General features: G+C 59.6%; 16 protein-coding genes. 8 read left to right on the forward strand and 8 right to left on the reverse strand.

Annotated features, from left to right (window positions below; translation table 11 throughout):
- Nucleotides 1-198: 198 nt before the first annotated feature.
- A complete protein-coding gene (locus P5706_RS04195; RefSeq protein ID WP_285678622.1) occupies nucleotides 199-447 on the forward strand; it encodes an acyl carrier protein in 249 nt (82 codons plus the stop codon).
- A 130-nt stretch (nucleotides 448-577) separates the two neighbouring features.
- Here P5706_RS04195 and P5706_RS04200 read toward each other — a convergent pair whose 3' ends face one another.
- Complete coding sequence (locus tag P5706_RS04200; RefSeq protein ID WP_285678623.1) at nucleotides 578-1,276, reverse strand: cyclase family protein; 699 nt, start codon at nucleotides 1,274-1,276, stop codon at nucleotides 578-580.
- Nucleotides 1,266-1,721 (reverse strand): Lrp/AsnC family transcriptional regulator, encoded by a 456-nt coding sequence (locus P5706_RS04205; RefSeq protein WP_200431439.1) that lies wholly within the window; start codon nucleotides 1,719-1,721, stop codon nucleotides 1,266-1,268. The genes P5706_RS04200 and P5706_RS04205 overlap by 11 nt, the downstream gene beginning before the upstream one ends.
- A gap of 160 nt (nucleotides 1,722-1,881) precedes the next feature.
- Here P5706_RS04205 and yedA point away from each other — a divergent pair, with 160 nt between their 5' ends.
- From yedA to P5706_RS04220, 3 genes are all read left to right on the forward strand, one after another.
- On the forward strand, nucleotides 1,882-2,778 hold the full coding sequence (yedA, locus tag P5706_RS04210) for a drug/metabolite exporter YedA (RefSeq protein ID WP_285678624.1): 897 nt from the start codon (nucleotides 1,882-1,884) through the stop codon (nucleotides 2,776-2,778).
- A 48-nt stretch (nucleotides 2,779-2,826) separates the two neighbouring features.
- Nucleotides 2,827-4,164: an RNA helicase RhlE1 gene (gene rhlE1 / locus P5706_RS04215; protein ID WP_200431441.1), complete on the forward strand. Its 1,338-nt coding sequence runs from the start codon at nucleotides 2,827-2,829 to the stop codon at nucleotides 4,162-4,164.
- A gap of 238 nt (nucleotides 4,165-4,402) precedes the next feature.
- Nucleotides 4,403-4,888 carry a hypothetical protein gene (locus tag P5706_RS04220; protein ID WP_200431442.1) on the forward strand — a complete coding sequence of 162 codons (486 nt, stop codon included), beginning with the start codon at nucleotides 4,403-4,405 and terminating at the stop codon, nucleotides 4,886-4,888.
- A gap of 513 nt (nucleotides 4,889-5,401) precedes the next feature.
- On the opposite strand, the gene P5706_RS04225 is transcribed toward P5706_RS04220, so the two are convergent.
- A complete protein-coding gene (locus tag P5706_RS04225; RefSeq protein ID WP_200431443.1) occupies nucleotides 5,402-6,652 on the reverse strand; it encodes a TIGR03862 family flavoprotein in 1,251 nt (416 codons plus the stop codon).
- Between the two features lie 171 nt (nucleotides 6,653-6,823).
- Nucleotides 6,824-7,744, reverse strand: coding sequence for a histone deacetylase family protein (locus P5706_RS04230; protein WP_200431444.1), 921 nt, complete (start codon nucleotides 7,742-7,744; stop codon nucleotides 6,824-6,826).
- Between the two features lie 76 nt (nucleotides 7,745-7,820).
- Between P5706_RS04230 and P5706_RS04235 the strand changes: the two genes are divergently transcribed.
- From P5706_RS04235 to P5706_RS04245, 3 genes are read left to right on the forward strand one after another with little or no spacing between them, the layout of a single operon-like run.
- Entirely contained in the window at nucleotides 7,821-8,390 is a 570-nt protein-coding gene (locus P5706_RS04235; protein WP_285678625.1) for a GNAT family N-acetyltransferase, read from the forward strand.
- A 38-nt stretch (nucleotides 8,391-8,428) separates the two neighbouring features.
- Complete coding sequence (tesB, locus tag P5706_RS04240) at nucleotides 8,429-9,298, forward strand: acyl-CoA thioesterase II (RefSeq protein ID WP_017139338.1); 870 nt, start codon at nucleotides 8,429-8,431, stop codon at nucleotides 9,296-9,298.
- Nucleotides 9,295-9,882 carry an HAD family hydrolase gene (locus tag P5706_RS04245; RefSeq protein WP_200431446.1) on the forward strand — a complete coding sequence of 196 codons (588 nt, stop codon included), beginning with the start codon at nucleotides 9,295-9,297 and terminating at the stop codon, nucleotides 9,880-9,882. The genes tesB and P5706_RS04245 overlap by 4 nt, the downstream gene beginning before the upstream one ends.
- A 271-nt stretch (nucleotides 9,883-10,153) precedes the next feature.
- Here P5706_RS04245 and P5706_RS04250 read toward each other — a convergent pair whose 3' ends face one another.
- From P5706_RS04250 to P5706_RS04260, 3 genes are all read right to left on the reverse strand, one after another.
- Nucleotides 10,154-11,140: an alpha/beta hydrolase family protein gene (locus tag P5706_RS04250; RefSeq protein ID WP_285678626.1), complete on the reverse strand. Its 987-nt coding sequence runs from the start codon at nucleotides 11,138-11,140 to the stop codon at nucleotides 10,154-10,156.
- Nucleotides 11,141-12,028, reverse strand: a complete 888-nt coding sequence (ypfJ, locus tag P5706_RS04255; protein ID WP_200431448.1) for a KPN_02809 family neutral zinc metallopeptidase — start codon at nucleotides 12,026-12,028, stop codon at nucleotides 11,141-11,143. It abuts the gene before it with no gap.
- Between the two features lie 172 nt (nucleotides 12,029-12,200).
- Nucleotides 12,201-12,617, reverse strand: a complete 417-nt coding sequence (locus P5706_RS04260; protein WP_200431449.1) for a membrane lipoprotein lipid attachment site-containing protein — start codon at nucleotides 12,615-12,617, stop codon at nucleotides 12,201-12,203.
- Nucleotides 12,618-12,802: 185 nt separating this feature from the next.
- Here P5706_RS04260 and P5706_RS04265 point away from each other — a divergent pair, with 185 nt between their 5' ends.
- Nucleotides 12,803-13,681: a DMT family transporter gene (locus P5706_RS04265; RefSeq protein WP_285678628.1), complete on the forward strand. Its 879-nt coding sequence runs from the start codon at nucleotides 12,803-12,805 to the stop codon at nucleotides 13,679-13,681.
- Between the two features lies 1 nt (nucleotide 13,682).
- Here P5706_RS04265 and P5706_RS04270 read toward each other — a convergent pair whose 3' ends face one another.
- Nucleotides 13,683-15,017 (reverse strand): MFS transporter, encoded by a 1,335-nt coding sequence (locus P5706_RS04270; protein WP_200431451.1) that lies wholly within the window; start codon nucleotides 15,015-15,017, stop codon nucleotides 13,683-13,685.
- Nucleotides 15,018-15,063: the final 46 nt, after the last annotated feature.

The following is a 15,063-nucleotide window of genomic DNA, read 5'->3' on the forward strand; positions in this document are numbered from 1 at the left end:
TCCCGCAAATGAAAGGGATCGGTCCTGCTGGCCACTGAAATATCAGGTGTTGGAGGCGGCTTTTGCGATTTTTCGGAACTGTAAGTAGGTTGTGTCTTTTCGGCCTGTCAGACCCTTCTGGTTTCCCTTTCATCGAACGGCGACTTCCACCCAGCGATTAAGATCCGCCTCGTTATTGGCAATGAGAAATTTGATCTTATGAGCGCCGAGATCAGCGAAAAGGTGATTCAGCTGTTCATCGATATCATCGGCTTTATCGACCGAAGCCAGGTGACCGAGCAAACGGATTTCATCCATGACTTCAAGATCATTGATGAGGATTTGACCTGCTTTGTTATGCAGATCAAGTGGCAATTCAACCTGCAAGCGACTCAGGAAGACTGGGATCACATCACGACCTTCCAGCGGATTGTCGATCTGATTGTTCAGCGTTCAAGCCTTCGGTGAAGCAACTGACGCCATCGCAGGCAAGCCAGCTCCCACAGTAGATCGCATCCAGCCCTGGCGACTCGGTCAAATGTGGGAGCTGGCTTGCCTGCGATGGCGGTGTATCAGCCACCACTTTGCGATGGCGTTGTCAGGGAATAAACGCCATCACCGAGACCGGCGATCCCGAGCCGCCTTCCAGGCCCAGTACTCCAATCACAAGGGTCGTGCCCTTGGCCGGCAGCCGCTCCAGATGGGTCAGGCACTCCAATACGATGCCATTACCGGCCAGTACGGTATGGTTGGTGGCAAAGGCAGTGCTTTGCCCCGGATCAACCCCGTGGGTATCAATGCCCACGCCGGCGATCTGTCGGTGTTCCAGCAGCCAGCGTATCGCCGGCTCGCTAATGCCCGGGAAGTGCAGGCCTTGGGCATCTTCGCCAAAAAAACCGATGGGGTCGTTCCAGAGGTGCTGCCAGCCGGTGTACATCAGCACGACCGAGCCCGGCTCGATGCGCCCGTGTTGGTGCTCCCAGGCTTGAAGATCATGCAGGCCGATCTGGTAGTCGCGGTTACCTTGGGTTTGCGCGCGCACGTCAATCACCACGGCAGGCCGAACCAGGTCTTGGGGTTGATAGCCGTCAATCCCGATGCCATTGGCATAGAAGCTGTTCGGTGCATTCATGTGGGTGGCGCTGTGTTCGCCCAGGCTGAAGCGGCGCAGGAAATAGCCGTCTTTTTCCAGGCTCGCGACGTCTTCAAATACCACCGGCGGGTCCCCTGGCCATAACGGCATGCGCGCAGTGATCGGGTGGCTGAGGCTGACGATTTTGCTGTGCTTACCCAGCATTTTTTACCTCCAACTGCCCCAACGGCACCCGCCGTTCTATCGCGCTGGACAAAATAATCGAGGTCTTGCTGAACCCGAACTTCGCCACCCGGTTAATCAGGTTCTCAAGCTGCGGCATCGAACCCACCGCCGCCTGCATGATCACGCAAGGGTCGCCCGTAACCCGGTGGCATTCAGTCAGTTCAGGGATTTCAGCCAATGCGTCGTAGACCTTCTGGCTGCCATGGTTGGTCAACCTCAGTTCAATCACACACTGAATCGGCAAGCCGACCTTGGACATGTCCACCTTGGCCTGATACCCGGTGATCACGCCGCTGGCCTCAAGTTTGGCCACGCGCTCAGCCACGGCGGGCGCAGAAAGGTTAACCGTGCGGGCCAATTGTGCGTAGGACGCGCGGCCGTCTTCGAGCAGGGCGCTGAGGAGCATGCGGTCGTATTTGTCCATGATAAGGCTCCAGTAACGCTTGGCTTTCGAAAGCATGGTTTATAGCCTTCATAACCATGCTTTGAAAAGTGTATGGGCGCTTTAAACAGGTTTTGTAACTTATGTTTAGCCTGCTGCCTTTTTAGAATAAGCCTCCCATCTCCTGCCATAGAGCCGCCCAATGCCTGGCCCACGTCGCTTTCCATTACCGTTGATCGCCGCTTTTTTTGCGCTGTATGTGATTTGGGGTTCCACCTACCTGGTGATTCGAATCGGCGTTGAATACTGGCCACCGCTGATGCTTGGCGGGATTCGCTTTTTGGTGGCGGGCTTGGCGATGTATGGCTTTTTGCGCTGGCGCGGGGCACCTGCGCCGACGTGGGTGCAGTGGAAGGCTGCGGCCAAGATCGGCATTTTGCTGCTGACCTTCGGCAATGGCGCGGTGTCGGTGGCTGAGCACACGGGGGTCACTTCAGGTGTGGCTGCATTGGCGGTGGCGACGGTGCCATTGTTCACGTTGCTGTGCGGCTATTTCTGGGGCGCACGTAATACCCGCCTGGAGTGGGCCGGGGTAGTGCTGGGGATTATCGGCATTGCCATGCTCAATATGGGCTCCAACCTGCAATCGAGCCCAGCCGGTGCGATGTTGTTGCTGTTCGCCGCTGCCTCCTGGGCCTTCGGCTCGGTGTGGAGCAGGCATTTGCCGTTACCTGCCGGTGCGATGGCCAGTGCGGCGGAAATGATCGTCGCCGGTGCTTTGCTGTTGGTGGGCAGTGCGCTCTCCGGCGAACGCTTGCATTCTGTGCCGCCGATTGAAGGCTGGCTGGCCTTGGCGTACTTGGCCGTGTTCGGCTCGATCATCGCCTTCAATGCCTATATGTACCTGCTCAAGCACGTGCGCCCGGCGGCGGCGACGAGCTATGCCTATGTGAACCCGGCAGTCGCGGTGTTGCTGGGCATTGTGTTCGTTGGCGAAACCATCGGCAAAGAAGAAGCCCTGGCGATGCTGGTGATCATCAGCGCGGTGCTATTGATCAGCCTGCCCCAGTGGCGCAAGCCCAAGCCGGAAATAAGGTAAACTGCGGCGCATTACGCCCTTGCGCTGAATTTTTCCTACGGTAAACACATGACTTTCGCCACACTTGGCCTGATCGAACCCTTGCTGCGCGCCCTTGAGACGCTTGGCTACCAGACCCCGACGCCGGTGCAGGCGCAAGCCATTCCGGCGGTGTTGGCCGGTCGCGACCTGATGGCCGCGGCCCAGACCGGCACCGGCAAAACTGCTGGTTTCGCACTGCCGCTCCTGCAGTTGCTGACCATGGAAGGGCCGAAAGTCGCCGCCAACTCGGCGCGTGCGCTGATCCTGTGCCCGACCCGCGAGCTGGCCGAGCAGGTTCACGCCAGCGTTGCCGAGTACGCGCAACACCTGCCGTTGACCACTTACGCGGTGTACGGCGGCGTGAGCATCAACCCGCAGATGATGAAGCTGCGCAAGGGCGTCGACATTCTGGTCGCCACGCCGGGCCGACTGATCGACCTGTTCCGCCAGAACGCGCTGAAACTCAACCAGTTGCAAACCCTGGTATTGGATGAAGCCGACCGCATGCTCGACCTGGGCTTCTCCGAAGAGCTGGCGAACATCTACCGCATGCTGCCGAAAAAGCGCCAGACGCTGCTGTTCTCCGCGACCTTCTCCGATGAAATCCGCCAACTGGCCGGGCAGATGCTCAACGACCCGCTGAGCATCGAAGTGAGCCCGCGCAACGTCGCCGCCAGCACCGTGAAGCAGTGGGTGGTGCCGGTGGACAAGAAGCGCAAGCCGGAGCTGTTTGTGCATTTGATGCGCAAAGGCCGTTGGAAGCAGGTGCTGGTGTTTGCCAAGACCCGTAACGGCGTGGATGCGCTGGTGGACAAGTTGCAGGGCCTGGGCATCAATGCCGACGGCATCCATGGCGACAAACCCCAAGCCACCCGCCAACGCGCGCTGGACCGTTTCAAATCCAGCGATGTGCAGATTCTGGTGGCCACCGACGTGGCGGCCCGTGGCCTGGACATTGAAGACTTGCCGCTGGTGGTCAACTTTGACCTGCCGATCGTGGCTGAGGACTACATCCACCGTATCGGCCGTACTGGCCGGGCGGGCAACACCGGTGAGGCGATTTCGCTGGTGTGTGCCGATGAAGTGAACATGCTGTCGGCCATCGAGATGCTCACGCGTCAGACGCTGACCCGCAAGATGGAGCCGGATTTCGAACCTGAGCACCGTGTGCCGGACACCGATGCCAGTGGGCAGGTGGTGAAGAAGCCGAAAAAGCCGAAGAAACCTAAAACTTCGGGCGGCGGTGGCGGCAAGCGCAATTTGGGTAAGTGGGTGGACAGCGGTGAAGTGGCACCGTCGGAGCCTTCGATTAAACCGGTGCGTAAAGTGCCGGTGTTTAATACCGGGCCGCGTAAGAAGAAGTAACTTTCCATTCCAGCAACTACGGGCTGGCGAACTGAGTGAGCGGTGCAATGCCGCTCATTCGATGTGACGTGAAGTCTCGCTTCAATCGGTTGCTCACTCTTATGGGGTTGTTGATTTTTAGTGCGTAGAATTTTTTTGTCATTAAATGCCCTGTGATGATGGGGAACTGAGCGCTGTTGATGGCCACTGATCTCGTGAGTTAGATAACTTACGATGAAAAATTCAGGGGGATTTTTATATGGCGATAGTTCCTATAGCGATTGCGTTAGGTGGGTTATTAGTCTGGAAAAAAATTGACGCTGACGAAGGCGATCAAAAAATAAAAGATGAAAAGGCCTGGAAGCGATTCGAACCCCATTTGGATCGCACTTATAAAACGTTTAAGCGACATGAAGCTAAAGGCGAGTTTGCGCAAGCGATTAAAGCCTTAAAGGAGCATATTTCTTTGTTTGTTGAGCGCGGGTCGGTAGCGCCTTCGGACAAAAAATATTTAGGCAGAATGCTCGACAATTTGATTTTTAGGTCTCAACAAACCGCGACGGTACTTAGCCGCGAATTCAAGACCAACGCGCAGAGCCTGCAAGACGATCCTACAGCGCTTTCCGTTGCGCACTACGAGTACATCGAAAAACTAAAAGTTGTTCTGCCGCAAGACGATGCTTTCTTATGCAAGGAAGTGGAGCATTGGGAGCGCTTGAATCCAAGAATTTCATTGTGGGATTGATTCTTATGTTCAGTCATTAACTGCGTATAGGCAACTCAAAGCAGACTATGTAAAGAACGCCAGTGCCATTGAGATTGACGAAGAAGGTGAACACATTTATCAGGTACAGCAAGCTTTCCTCGTCGAGCTGCAAAAACTACTGGGGCCGGGGGCAGGGCAAATTAACGGTCCAGGTAAAAGGCTTCTTGGTACCGAGCCGAAGGGTATGTATGTCGACATTTGAGCGTGAGCTTAACAAGGCGTTGGATGAGTTAGAGTGCGGAGCGTTAGAGGTCACCTATCATCCGCCGCAGGAACGCTCTGCGCAGCGATTTCCAGTGGAGGGGCCAATGCTCATTGTTTTGCGGGAAATAAATGAAAAGGTGCGTGCGGTTGTCAGCGATAGCCATGCCTGCGAGCACTCAGCCCCGCGGTTTTTTCGTGGGGGACTGAGGCAGCCATTACGGTAGGGCTTGAGTGTAATGTCAGTGGTGCGGTTCAGACTGAACGGGCGGCGACAGGGGGGCTCGTTTATCAACCGCGCGTTTTTGGCTGAGTGGTTGCGGTCAACCACTCAAGAACGCCCCGTCCAGCCGCTCGCCCACTGGCAAAGCAACCGGTCAGCAGATACCCGCCGGTTGGCGCTTCCCAATCCAGCATCTCCCCGGCACAAAACACGCCTGGCAATTGCTTGAGCATCAGCCGCTCATCCAAGGCCTCAAACGGCACGCCGCCTGCGGTGCTGATCGCCTCATCCAGCGGCCGCGTTTTCACTAGCGTCAGCGGCAGCGCCTTGATATCCACCGCCAATTGCGCCGGGTCATTAAAGTGTTCAGCTGGCGCCAACTCACGCAACAGCGCCGCTTTGACCCCATCCAAACCCAACTGACTGTGCAAGTGCTTGCTCATCGACCGTGAGCCACGCGGTTTGGCCAAGGCGGCTTGCACCTTGTCCAGCGGCTTGCTTGGCAACAGGTCGATATGCACGGTAGCCGAGCCATCACGATTGATCGCTTCGCGAATCGGCGCCGACAGTGCGTAGATCAGGCTGCCCTCGATACCCAGGGCGGTGATCACGCATTCCCCCAACCGAGGTTTGTCATCTGCCATACCGATGGCGACGTTCTTCAACGGCGCACCGGCGAATTTGCTGACCATCAACTCGCTCCAGCCCGACACTTCGAAACCGCAATTGCTCGGTTGCAGTGCGGCGTAGGGCACGCCTTTATCTTCCAGCAATTTGAGCCAGGCACCGTCGGAGCCCAGGCGTGACCAACTGCCGCCGCCCAAGGCCAGCAATACCGCATCGCTGTGGACAGTTTTATCGCCGTCCGGGCTGTGGATAAGTAAACCGCCGTCGTCGGTCCAGCCCAGCCAGCGATGCCGGGTGTGGATAACCACGCCCTGGTCGCGCAGGCGCTTGAGCCAGGCGCGCAGCAGTGGGGCGGCTTTCATGTCGGTCGGAAACACGCGGCCGGAGCTGCCGACAAAGGTCTCAATGCCTAAGCCATGAATCCATTCGCACAAGGCGTCGCTACCAAACGCCCGCAACAGCGGCGCCATCTGCGGTGCGCGCTCGGCATAGCGTGCCAGGAATGCCGGGTACGCCTCGGAGTGGGTGATGTTCATGCCGCCCACGCCCGCCAGCAGGAACTTGCGCCCCACCGAAGGCATGCCGTCATACACGTCCACCCGCACGCCCGCCAGGCTCAAGACTTCAGCGGCCATCAGCCCGGCAGGGCCGCCGCCGATAATAGTGACGTGTTGGGAAGGGGTCTGAGGCATGGGCAGGGCTACGGTCGCTTGAATAGGCCGAGCATTCTACCCGACGACGGCGTAGCTGCCTGATCAAAAAACGTACACTTTCCTACAGGCCATACGGCTGCTGGCTTTCAGGCCCTTACGCTCAAGTTATCCACAGGCCGTTCCACAGGCATTGTGGGTAACGCCCACAACTCAATGACAACCTGATGACGCCCACACCCGTTGTGCGCTGTGGTGCAGGATGCCGTGGCGGCGGGCCAGGGCCGGGCGGTCTTTGCTGTAGCCGCCGCCGATCACGCCCATCACTGGGATGTCGCGGCCCAGGCAGTGGCGCATCACGCTTTCATCACGGGCGGCAACGCCTGCGTCGGTCAGCTTGAGGTAACCGAGGGCGTCGTCCTTGTGTACATCCACCCCGGCGTCGTATAGCACCAGGTCGGGCTGGTACAGCGGCAACAAATAGTTGAGCGCGTCGTCGACCACTTTGAGGTAGTCGGCATCGCCCATGCCCATGGGCAGCGGGATGTCCCAGTCGCTCTGGGCCTTGCGCGCCGGGAAGTTCTTTTCGCAGTGCAGCGACACCGTAATGGCATCCGGCGTGTCATGGAGGATGCGCGCGGTGCCGTCGCCCTGGTGTACGTCGCAATCGAAGATCAGCACGCGGTTGACCCGCCCGCTGGCCAGCAGGTAATGGCTTATCACCGCCAGGTCATTGAAGATGCAAAAGCCCGCTGGGTAGTCGTAATGGGCGTGGTGTGTGCCGCCCGCCAGGTGGCAGGCCAGGCCGTGCTCCAGGGCTTTTTCTGCTGCGAGAATTGAGCCACCGACCGCGCGCACGGTGCGCCGCGCGAGTGCTTCGTTCCAGGGCAGGCCGAGGCGGCGTTGGTCTTCGCGCGATAACTCGCCGCTCATGTAGCGCTGGATATACCCAGGTTCATGGGCCAGGGCCAGAATCTCGGCGGGGCAGACCTCTGGTCGCAGCAAGTGGCTGTCCTGGGTCAGGCCGCTGTCCACAAGGTGGTCACGCAACAGGCGAAACTTGTCCATGGGGAACCGGTGGTCCGCCGGGAACTCAGGGCTGTAGTCATCGTGGTAGATCAATGGCAAAGGCATGGGATTTTCTGACGGGAACCTGCGACGGATCTTACCAGCGCTGTACACTCACGCACATGGCAAGGGAGGGGGACCCATGGAGCCGATACTGGAATTGGAAAGCGCACGGCTGGTGCTGCGCCAATGGCGCGACAGCGACCTGACGGAATTCGCACGCATGTGCGCCGACCCGCAGGTGATGCGTTATTTCCCGGCCAAGTTGAGCCACCTGGAAAGCGCCGCGCTGATCGGCCGTATTCGCGGGCATTTTGCCGAATACGGCTTTGGCTTTTGGGCGTTGCAGCGCAAGGACACCGGCGAATTTATCGGCCTCACCGGGCTGCAAAACGTCCACTTCGAGGCCGACTTTACCCCAGCAGTAGAAATTGGCTGGCGCCTGGCCCGTGAGCATTGGGGCCTGGGTTACGCCAGTGAAGCGGCGTGGACCGCGCTGCGCTGTGGTTTCGACCGCCTGCAGTTGGATGAAATCCTCTCCTTCACCACCGAAACCAATCTGCCATCACAAAAAGTCATGCAGGCCATCGGTATGCATTACGATCCCCAGGCAGATTTTGAACACCCCAAGGTCGCAGCCGATGACCCGCTGCGCCATCATGTGTTGTACCGCATCACCCGCGCCCAATGGTTGGACACGCTGCACGGATAAGCAGCCCGGAATGCTCTATTGATTGTAGGAGTTGCTCTATGAGCCAAGTATTGGAAGATCTGGTGGACTTGCTGACCCTGGAGCCGATTGAGGAAAACCTCTTTCGCGGCCGCAGCCAGGACCTGGGTTTTCGCCAACTGTTCGGCGGCCAAGTGCTGGGCCAGTCGCTGTCGGCTGCCAGCCAGACCGTAGAGGAAGCGCGCCACGTGCATTCCCTGCATGGCTATTTCCTGCGCCCTGGTGATGCAGCGCTGCCCGTGGTGTATTCGGTGGACCGCGTGCGCGATGGCGGCAGTTTCAGCACGCGCCGCGTCACGGCGATCCAGAAGGGCAACCCGATTTTCACCTGCACCACTTCGTTCCAGTATGACGAAGAAGGTTTCGAGCACCAGACCACCATGCCTGTGGTGGTCGGCCCGGAAAACCTGCCGTCGGAGCTGGAACTGACCAAGCAACGCGCGCACCTGATCCCCGAACACATGCGCGACAAGCTGCTGTGCCCCAAGCCGATCGAAGTGCGCCCGGTGACCGAAAAGGACCCGTTCAACCCGCAGCCGTCCGACCCGGTCAAGTACGTGTGGTTTCGCGCTGACGGCGCGCTGGCCGATTCGCCGGCGCTGCACAAATACCTGCTGGCTTACGCTTCGGACTTTGGCCTGCTGACCACGTCGCTGCTGCCCCACGGCAAAACGGTTTGGCAGAAAGACATGCAAGTCGCCAGCCTTGACCACGCGTTGTGGTTCCACGCCGACCTGCGCGCCGATGACTGGCTGCTCTATGCCATGGACAGCCCGTGGGCCGGTAACTCACGGGGTTTCTCGCGTGGCAGTGTGTACAACCGCGCCGGGCAACTGGTGGCTTCGGTGACCCAGGAAGGGCTGATTCGCCATCGCAAGGATTGGGCATGAGCCTGTCGGACGTTAAACATTGGGTGTTTGATATGGACGGCACCCTCACGGTGGCCGTGCATGATTTTGCCGCGATTCGCGTGGCCCTCGATATTCCGCCTCAAGACGACATTCTCACGCACCTGGCAGCCTTGCCTGCGCAGGTGGCGGCGGCCAAGCATGCCTGGTTGCTTGAGCATGAGCGCGAGCTGGCCGTGGGTTCGGTGGCTGCTGTTGGCGCGGTGGAGTTGGTGCGTGAGCTGGCCGGGCGTGGTTATCGCTTGGGCATCCTGACGCGCAATGCGCAAGAGTTGGCGCATATCACCCTGCAAGCGATTGGCCTGGCGGACTGCTTTGCCGTCGAGGATGTACTGGGGCGTGATAATGCGCCGCCAAAACCCGACCCGGGTGGGTTGCTGAAGTTGGCGACTGCCTGGAATGTTGCGCCAAGCGAGATGGTGATGGTCGGGGATTACCGCTTTGACCTGGATTGCGGCCGAGCGGCGGGGACCAGGACCGTGTTGGTTAATCTGCCGGAGAACCCGTGGCCGGAACTCGCGGATTGGCATGCTGAGGATTGCGCGGCGTTGCGCCGAATGCTCTAACCCAGGCACCTCGGTCGGGCGTGTGTGGCAGCTGGCTTGCCAGTCAGTCAAGACATAGCCGGTAATTGTGGCGAGGGAGCTTGCTCCCGCTGGGCCGGGCTGGCGCTCCAGCGCGAAGCGGCCCCTGCTCTTTGCTTTAACAGCATGGGACTGCTACGCAGTCCAACGGGAGCAAGCTCCCTCGCCACAGGTTACTGGTTGTCAGTTCTAGCTCTTAACTGGCTGGCATGAGGGCAAGCCCAGCTCCCATATTTTTGATCCGGTTTGTCAGTTACTGACTAAACAGCACCTTTTCGCCTTCAGGCGACGTGAACATCTTATCGCCGTCGTGCCCAACCCCTGGCACTTCCACCAGCTTCTGCGTCAACTGCGGATGACGCTGCTTGAGGTAGTCGAAATAGTTGTGCCCACGAATCAGGCGATACGCGCCCTGGGTTTCGGCTTCGCAGCTTTTATCCAGCGCCGGGTGGTTCGGGTCGATGTCTTGCTGGCCCAGCAGGTAGGTGATGTTGCGTGACACGTAAACTTGCTCAAGCTGCTGTGCGCTCTGGCCTTTGGCGTAATCCGGCAGGTTCTGCATGCCGTACTTCCAGTCGTTAAAGCCTGGGCAACTGGCCACATCAAACTTCACCGGGCGTTGCGGGGTGAAGTAGGCGTAGGACGATGGGTTAGCCACCACGTAACGCAGGCTGATGCCCTCGGTTTGCAGCATCGGGTGGTCGTGGCCGGTGAGGGCGAAGCGCTGCACCACTTGGCCGCCACCGGAATGGCCGGCTACCACGATTTCTTTCAAGGCCGGGAACAACTTGCGGTTGCCCAGGTGTTTGATGATCTGGTCGAGGGCGCCGTAGGAGCTGACTTGGCCTGGGCCGGTCGACGGGTCGCCGGCCATCCAGTCGTTGTGGTTCCAGCGCAGCACCTGGCTGTCAAGATGGTTGCGCTGGGTGTCCAGCTCATTCAAAAACTGCGGCGCGATCACCAGGGTATTGGCCGCAACGCCCGCGTGCTGGGCGGCATCTTCGCCGCTTTGCAGGTAGGTCTGCGCATTGCGCAGGCGACCGTGCACGATGATCAGCGCGCGGGTGACGTTGGGCAGCGGCTGGCTCCAGTCCTGGCTCAACCCCAGGCTCAAGGCGCCGGCATCCAGTTGGAAACGATCGGGGCTGACCACCTTGACGCCATGTTCTTTCTCGGCGGCCCAGGTGGCGGTGGAACACATCGCTAATGCGCTAAGCAGCAATCCCAATCGTTTATTCATTTAAAGACTCTTGGCTGTAAAGGTGTCGCATTGAGTGATCTGGCCCTCTGCGAAGCCGGTCTTGAACCAGCGAACCCGCTGTGCGGAGGTGCCGTGGGTAAACGAGTCCGGCACTACGCGCCCTTGACCCTGTTGCTGCAAACGGTCATCGCCAATGGCGTTGGCCGCATTCAGTGCTGCTTCAATGTCGCCGGGCTCCAGCCAGTTCAGGCGTTTTTGCGCGCGGTTGGCCCACACGCCGGCGAAACAGTCGGCTTGCAGTTCCTGGCGTACCAGCAAACCGCCGTCGCCTTGCATCTGCCGGCCTTGCTGGCGCGCGGCCTGGATCTTGGCCGAAATGCCCAGCAGCGTTTGCACGTGGTGCCCGACTTCATGGGCAATCACATACGCCTGGGCGAACTCGCCCGAAGCCTTGAAGCGTTGCGACATCTCCCGGAAAAAATCCAGGTCCAGATACACTTGCTGGTCAGCCGGGCAATAGAACGGGCCGCTGGCCGAGGTGGCGCCACCGCAGGCGGAATTGACCCGACCACGGAACAGAATCAGTTTCGGGTTCTTGTAGACCAGCCCGTTTTCCTTGAACACCTGGCCCCAAGTGTCTTCCGTGTCGCCCAGCACGGCCCGCACGAAATCGGCCTGCTGATCATTGGCCGGTGGCGCCTGGCGCGCCTGCGTACTTGCCGGGGGCGCTTGCTCCAGTTGGCCGCTTAACTGGCCGAGGATCTGCATCGGGTCCTGGCCGGTCAGCCAGCCGATGCCGACGATCAGCACAATCGCCGTGAGGCTCAGGCCCTTGCCGCCACCAAAGCGCATGCCGCCACCGCCGCCGCCACCGTCATCGCGTGCGTCCACCACGTTGTCGCTGCGTCGGCCTTTTTTCCATAGCATTGGTGCAGTCCTCTCGTTTAGCCTGCGCTCTTTATTTATAAGAGCAGTGTTGTTGGTGCAGGGGCAAGGCGCCAGCCCGGCTGTCTGACAAGCAACGAGAGCTGCCTAGTATCGCTGCTGTCCGGCCGTGTCGGCAGGGGCGCCAGATGAAAGTTATGTCAGGTTTGCCGCCTCAGTCGCGGCAGTATCCTTCGCCGGTGTCGACGATCAGGCAGTCCTTTTTATCCGCCAGCCATTTAAGGCCAGTGGCTTCGCCGTCGCCGGCGCTCAGCTGTTGTGGGCCGTCCGGGCGGGTGAAGCTGATACCGTCTTCATTGGCTTCGCCTTTGAAGGTGCCGGAGTCGTCGGCATCAAGGCCGTATTGCATGGTCAGGAGGTAGTGGCCACGGCCAATGCTGTCGTCCTTGGCGATGGTCAGGTTCAGGCCTTCGACGCCGATCCATTTGCCGACCCATTTATCGGTCGGTGGGGTTGCCGGCACCAGCGTGGCTTGCACGGAAGCCGGTGCGGGTTTAGGCGCTTCCTTGGGTTCCTTGTTGCACGCGGTGAGCAGGGCAAGGGCAGAAAGAACAAAGAGTGTTTTTTTCATAGCGACATGGCCTTGGTTAAAAAGGGTGCAACGCGACGGTGAGCGTGCAGCATTGGACTCGAAACCCATGATTTAGTGCGCTGTTCGCACGGTGTTTGGTTATGCTCTTGGGGCAGACGCAAGCCCGGCTGCTAGATTACCGGGTTGAGTACAAAAGCGTTCAGCCCGCCATGCAAGAGAATTCAATGACTGTCAGCACACCCCTTTCCGGCGTCAACCATCCTTTCAAAGGCATCCTGCTGATTGTGCTGGCGACGTTTCTGTTCTCCAGCCACGACGCTTTGTCCAAATACCTGGCCGGGTTCTACCCGATTGTGATGGTGGTGTGGGCGCGTTACCTGGTGCACACCCTGCTGATGGCCGGGATATTCCTGCCGCAATCCGGCTTGCGGGTGCTGCGCAGCAAGCGGCCGGGCATGCAGGTGGTGCGTGCTTTGTGCCTGTTGGGCACCAGTCTGTTTTTTACCGCGGCGCTGCATTACATCCCGTTGGCGGAAGCCACGGCGGTGAACTTCCTGGCGCCGATCCTGGTGACGGCGCTGTCGGTGCCCTTGCTTGGCGAGCACGTCACGCGTGGCCAATGGCTGGCGGTAATCTGCGGGTTTGTCGGTGTGCTGATCATCATCCACCCCGGCGGCGAGTTGTTCACGCCTGCGGTGTTGCTGCCGTTGTGTTCGGCGCTGTTTTTCTGCTTCTACCAATTGCTCACGCGCATCCTCAGCCAATATGACACACCGACCACCAGCAACTTCTTCGCCGGGCTGTGCAATACCTTGGTGATGAGTGCCTTGGTGCCGTTCTTCTGGCAGATCCCGACGTTGTGGCATGCCTGCCTGATGCTGGCGCTAGGTACCTGCGGCATGACGGCACACTTGATGCTGACCCAGGCATTCCGCTTCGCAGCGCCGGCCTTGCTGGCGCCGTTCGGCTATTGCCAGATCGTGTTTGCGGGGTTGTTGGGTTGGCTGGTGTTCAGCCATACCCCCGATGTGACCACGGTGGTCGGCATCGGGGTGATCTGCATGAGCGGGCTGGCCGCTGCCTGGCAGCAGCGGCGGCGGTGAGTTACACCTCGACCTTGGGGATCTTGCGCGGCGCCATGAAGTACATCCAGGTCAGCGCAATGAAATACATCGCCGGGATCAGGGTGAACAACACGGTGTAGTTGTTGTTGGTCACGGTGAGGATGTGCCCGACGATCTGGGTCATGAACATGCCGCCGATGGCCGCACACATGCCGCCGAAACCGAACACCGTGCTCATCATGTGCTTGGGCGTGTAGTCCATTACCAGGCTCCAGATATTGGCGGTCCAGGCCTGGTGCGCGCCGATCGCCAGGGAAATGGCGAACACTGCAACCCACAGCTGGCTGGAGCCGGCGGCCATGATCACGCCGACGATGCAGCAGGCAAACAGTAGCATCGACAACAGCCGTGCCTTGATCGCATTCATCCCCCGGCCGATCAGGAATGACGACAGGATCCCGCCACCCACGCTACCGAAGTCGGCGGTGAGGTAAATGATGATCAGCGGAATGCCCATCTGGGTCACGTTGATGCCCAGGTTGTATTGCTGGTTCAAAAACGGCGGCAGCCAATACAGGTAGAACCAGAACACCGGCGCGGTCAGTGCATAGGCAATGGCGAAGGCCCAGGTGCCGCGCATGCGCAGGATGCGGCTGAACGGCACGCTCGGCTGCTCGGGTTCGGCTTCCTGTTGCACGTAGTCCAATTCGGATTGTTTGGCCGTCGGATGGTCTTCGGGGTTGTAGTATTTCAAACCCCAGAACACCAGCCAGATTCCGCCCAAGGACGCCATGCACAGGAACGCTGCCTGCCAGCCCCACACGTGCAGGATCAGTGGCAGCAGCATTGGGGTCATCATCGCACCCACGTTGGTACCGGCGTTGAAGATGCCGGTGGCCACTGCGCGCTCACCCGCCGGGAACCACAACCGCGTGGTCTTGACGCAGGCCGGGTAGTTGGCGGCCTCGGTCAGCCCGAGGATAAAGCGGCAGACCATAAAGCCCACCGCCGAGGTGGCCAGGCCGTGGGCGCCGGTGGCCAGGCTCCACAACAGCACGGCGCAGAAGAACACGCGCTTCACGCCCACGCGGTCGATCAGACGGCCTTGCAGCACAAAACCGATGGCATAACCCACCTGGAACCAAAAGTTGATGTTGGCGTAGTCCATCGCCGTCCAGCTCATCTCTTTGGCCAGGATCGGTTGCATCACGCCCAGCGCGGCGCGGTCGATGTAGTTCAGGGTGGTGGCGAAGAACACCAGGGCCAGCATGCCCCAGCGCGTTTTACCCACGGCCATGGCGCCACGGATTTTGTCGCCGATGCCGGCGTTTGGGTTGCCCGGGCGCGCGGCCAGAGCGGAGTTTTGCGAAGGCATGAGGTCGTACCCGTTTTTGAAATTTTTATGGTGTGTTCTGGGTCTT

The organism is Pseudomonas sp. ChxA, from assembly GCF_030263855.1.
Taxonomy (GTDB): domain Bacteria; phylum Pseudomonadota; class Gammaproteobacteria; order Pseudomonadales; family Pseudomonadaceae; genus Aquipseudomonas; species Aquipseudomonas fluorescens_CB.

What these genes read in the sequence shown, in the direction of transcription:
- P5706_RS04195 (WP_285678622.1), top strand. Translation starts at nt 199, where the DNA reads ATGAGCGCCGAGATCAGCGAAAAGGTGATTCAGCTGTTCATCGATATC.
- P5706_RS04200 (WP_285678623.1), bottom strand. Translation starts at nt 1,276, where the DNA reads ATGCTGGGTAAGCACAGCAAAATCGTCAGCCTCAGCCACCCGATCACT.
- P5706_RS04205 (WP_200431439.1), bottom strand. Translation starts at nt 1,721, where the DNA reads ATGGACAAATACGACCGCATGCTCCTCAGCGCCCTGCTCGAAGACGGC.
- yedA (WP_285678624.1), top strand. Translation starts at nt 1,882, where the DNA reads ATGCCTGGCCCACGTCGCTTTCCATTACCGTTGATCGCCGCTTTTTTT.
- rhlE1 (WP_200431441.1), top strand. Translation starts at nt 2,827, where the DNA reads ATGACTTTCGCCACACTTGGCCTGATCGAACCCTTGCTGCGCGCCCTT.
- P5706_RS04220 (WP_200431442.1), top strand. Translation starts at nt 4,403, where the DNA reads ATGGCGATAGTTCCTATAGCGATTGCGTTAGGTGGGTTATTAGTCTGG.
- P5706_RS04225 (WP_200431443.1), bottom strand. Translation starts at nt 6,652, where the DNA reads ATGCCTCAGACCCCTTCCCAACACGTCACTATTATCGGCGGCGGCCCT.
- P5706_RS04230 (WP_200431444.1), bottom strand. Translation starts at nt 7,744, where the DNA reads ATGCCTTTGCCATTGATCTACCACGATGACTACAGCCCTGAGTTCCCG.
- P5706_RS04235 (WP_285678625.1), top strand. Translation starts at nt 7,821, where the DNA reads ATGGAGCCGATACTGGAATTGGAAAGCGCACGGCTGGTGCTGCGCCAA.
- tesB (WP_017139338.1), top strand. Translation starts at nt 8,429, where the DNA reads ATGAGCCAAGTATTGGAAGATCTGGTGGACTTGCTGACCCTGGAGCCG.
- P5706_RS04245 (WP_200431446.1), top strand. Translation starts at nt 9,295, where the DNA reads ATGAGCCTGTCGGACGTTAAACATTGGGTGTTTGATATGGACGGCACC.
- P5706_RS04250 (WP_285678626.1), bottom strand. Translation starts at nt 11,140, where the DNA reads ATGAATAAACGATTGGGATTGCTGCTTAGCGCATTAGCGATGTGTTCC.
- ypfJ (WP_200431448.1), bottom strand. Translation starts at nt 12,028, where the DNA reads ATGCTATGGAAAAAAGGCCGACGCAGCGACAACGTGGTGGACGCACGC.
- P5706_RS04260 (WP_200431449.1), bottom strand. Translation starts at nt 12,617, where the DNA reads ATGAAAAAAACACTCTTTGTTCTTTCTGCCCTTGCCCTGCTCACCGCG.
- P5706_RS04265 (WP_285678628.1), top strand. Translation starts at nt 12,803, where the DNA reads ATGACTGTCAGCACACCCCTTTCCGGCGTCAACCATCCTTTCAAAGGC.
- P5706_RS04270 (WP_200431451.1), bottom strand. Translation starts at nt 15,017, where the DNA reads ATGCCTTCGCAAAACTCCGCTCTGGCCGCGCGCCCGGGCAACCCAAAC.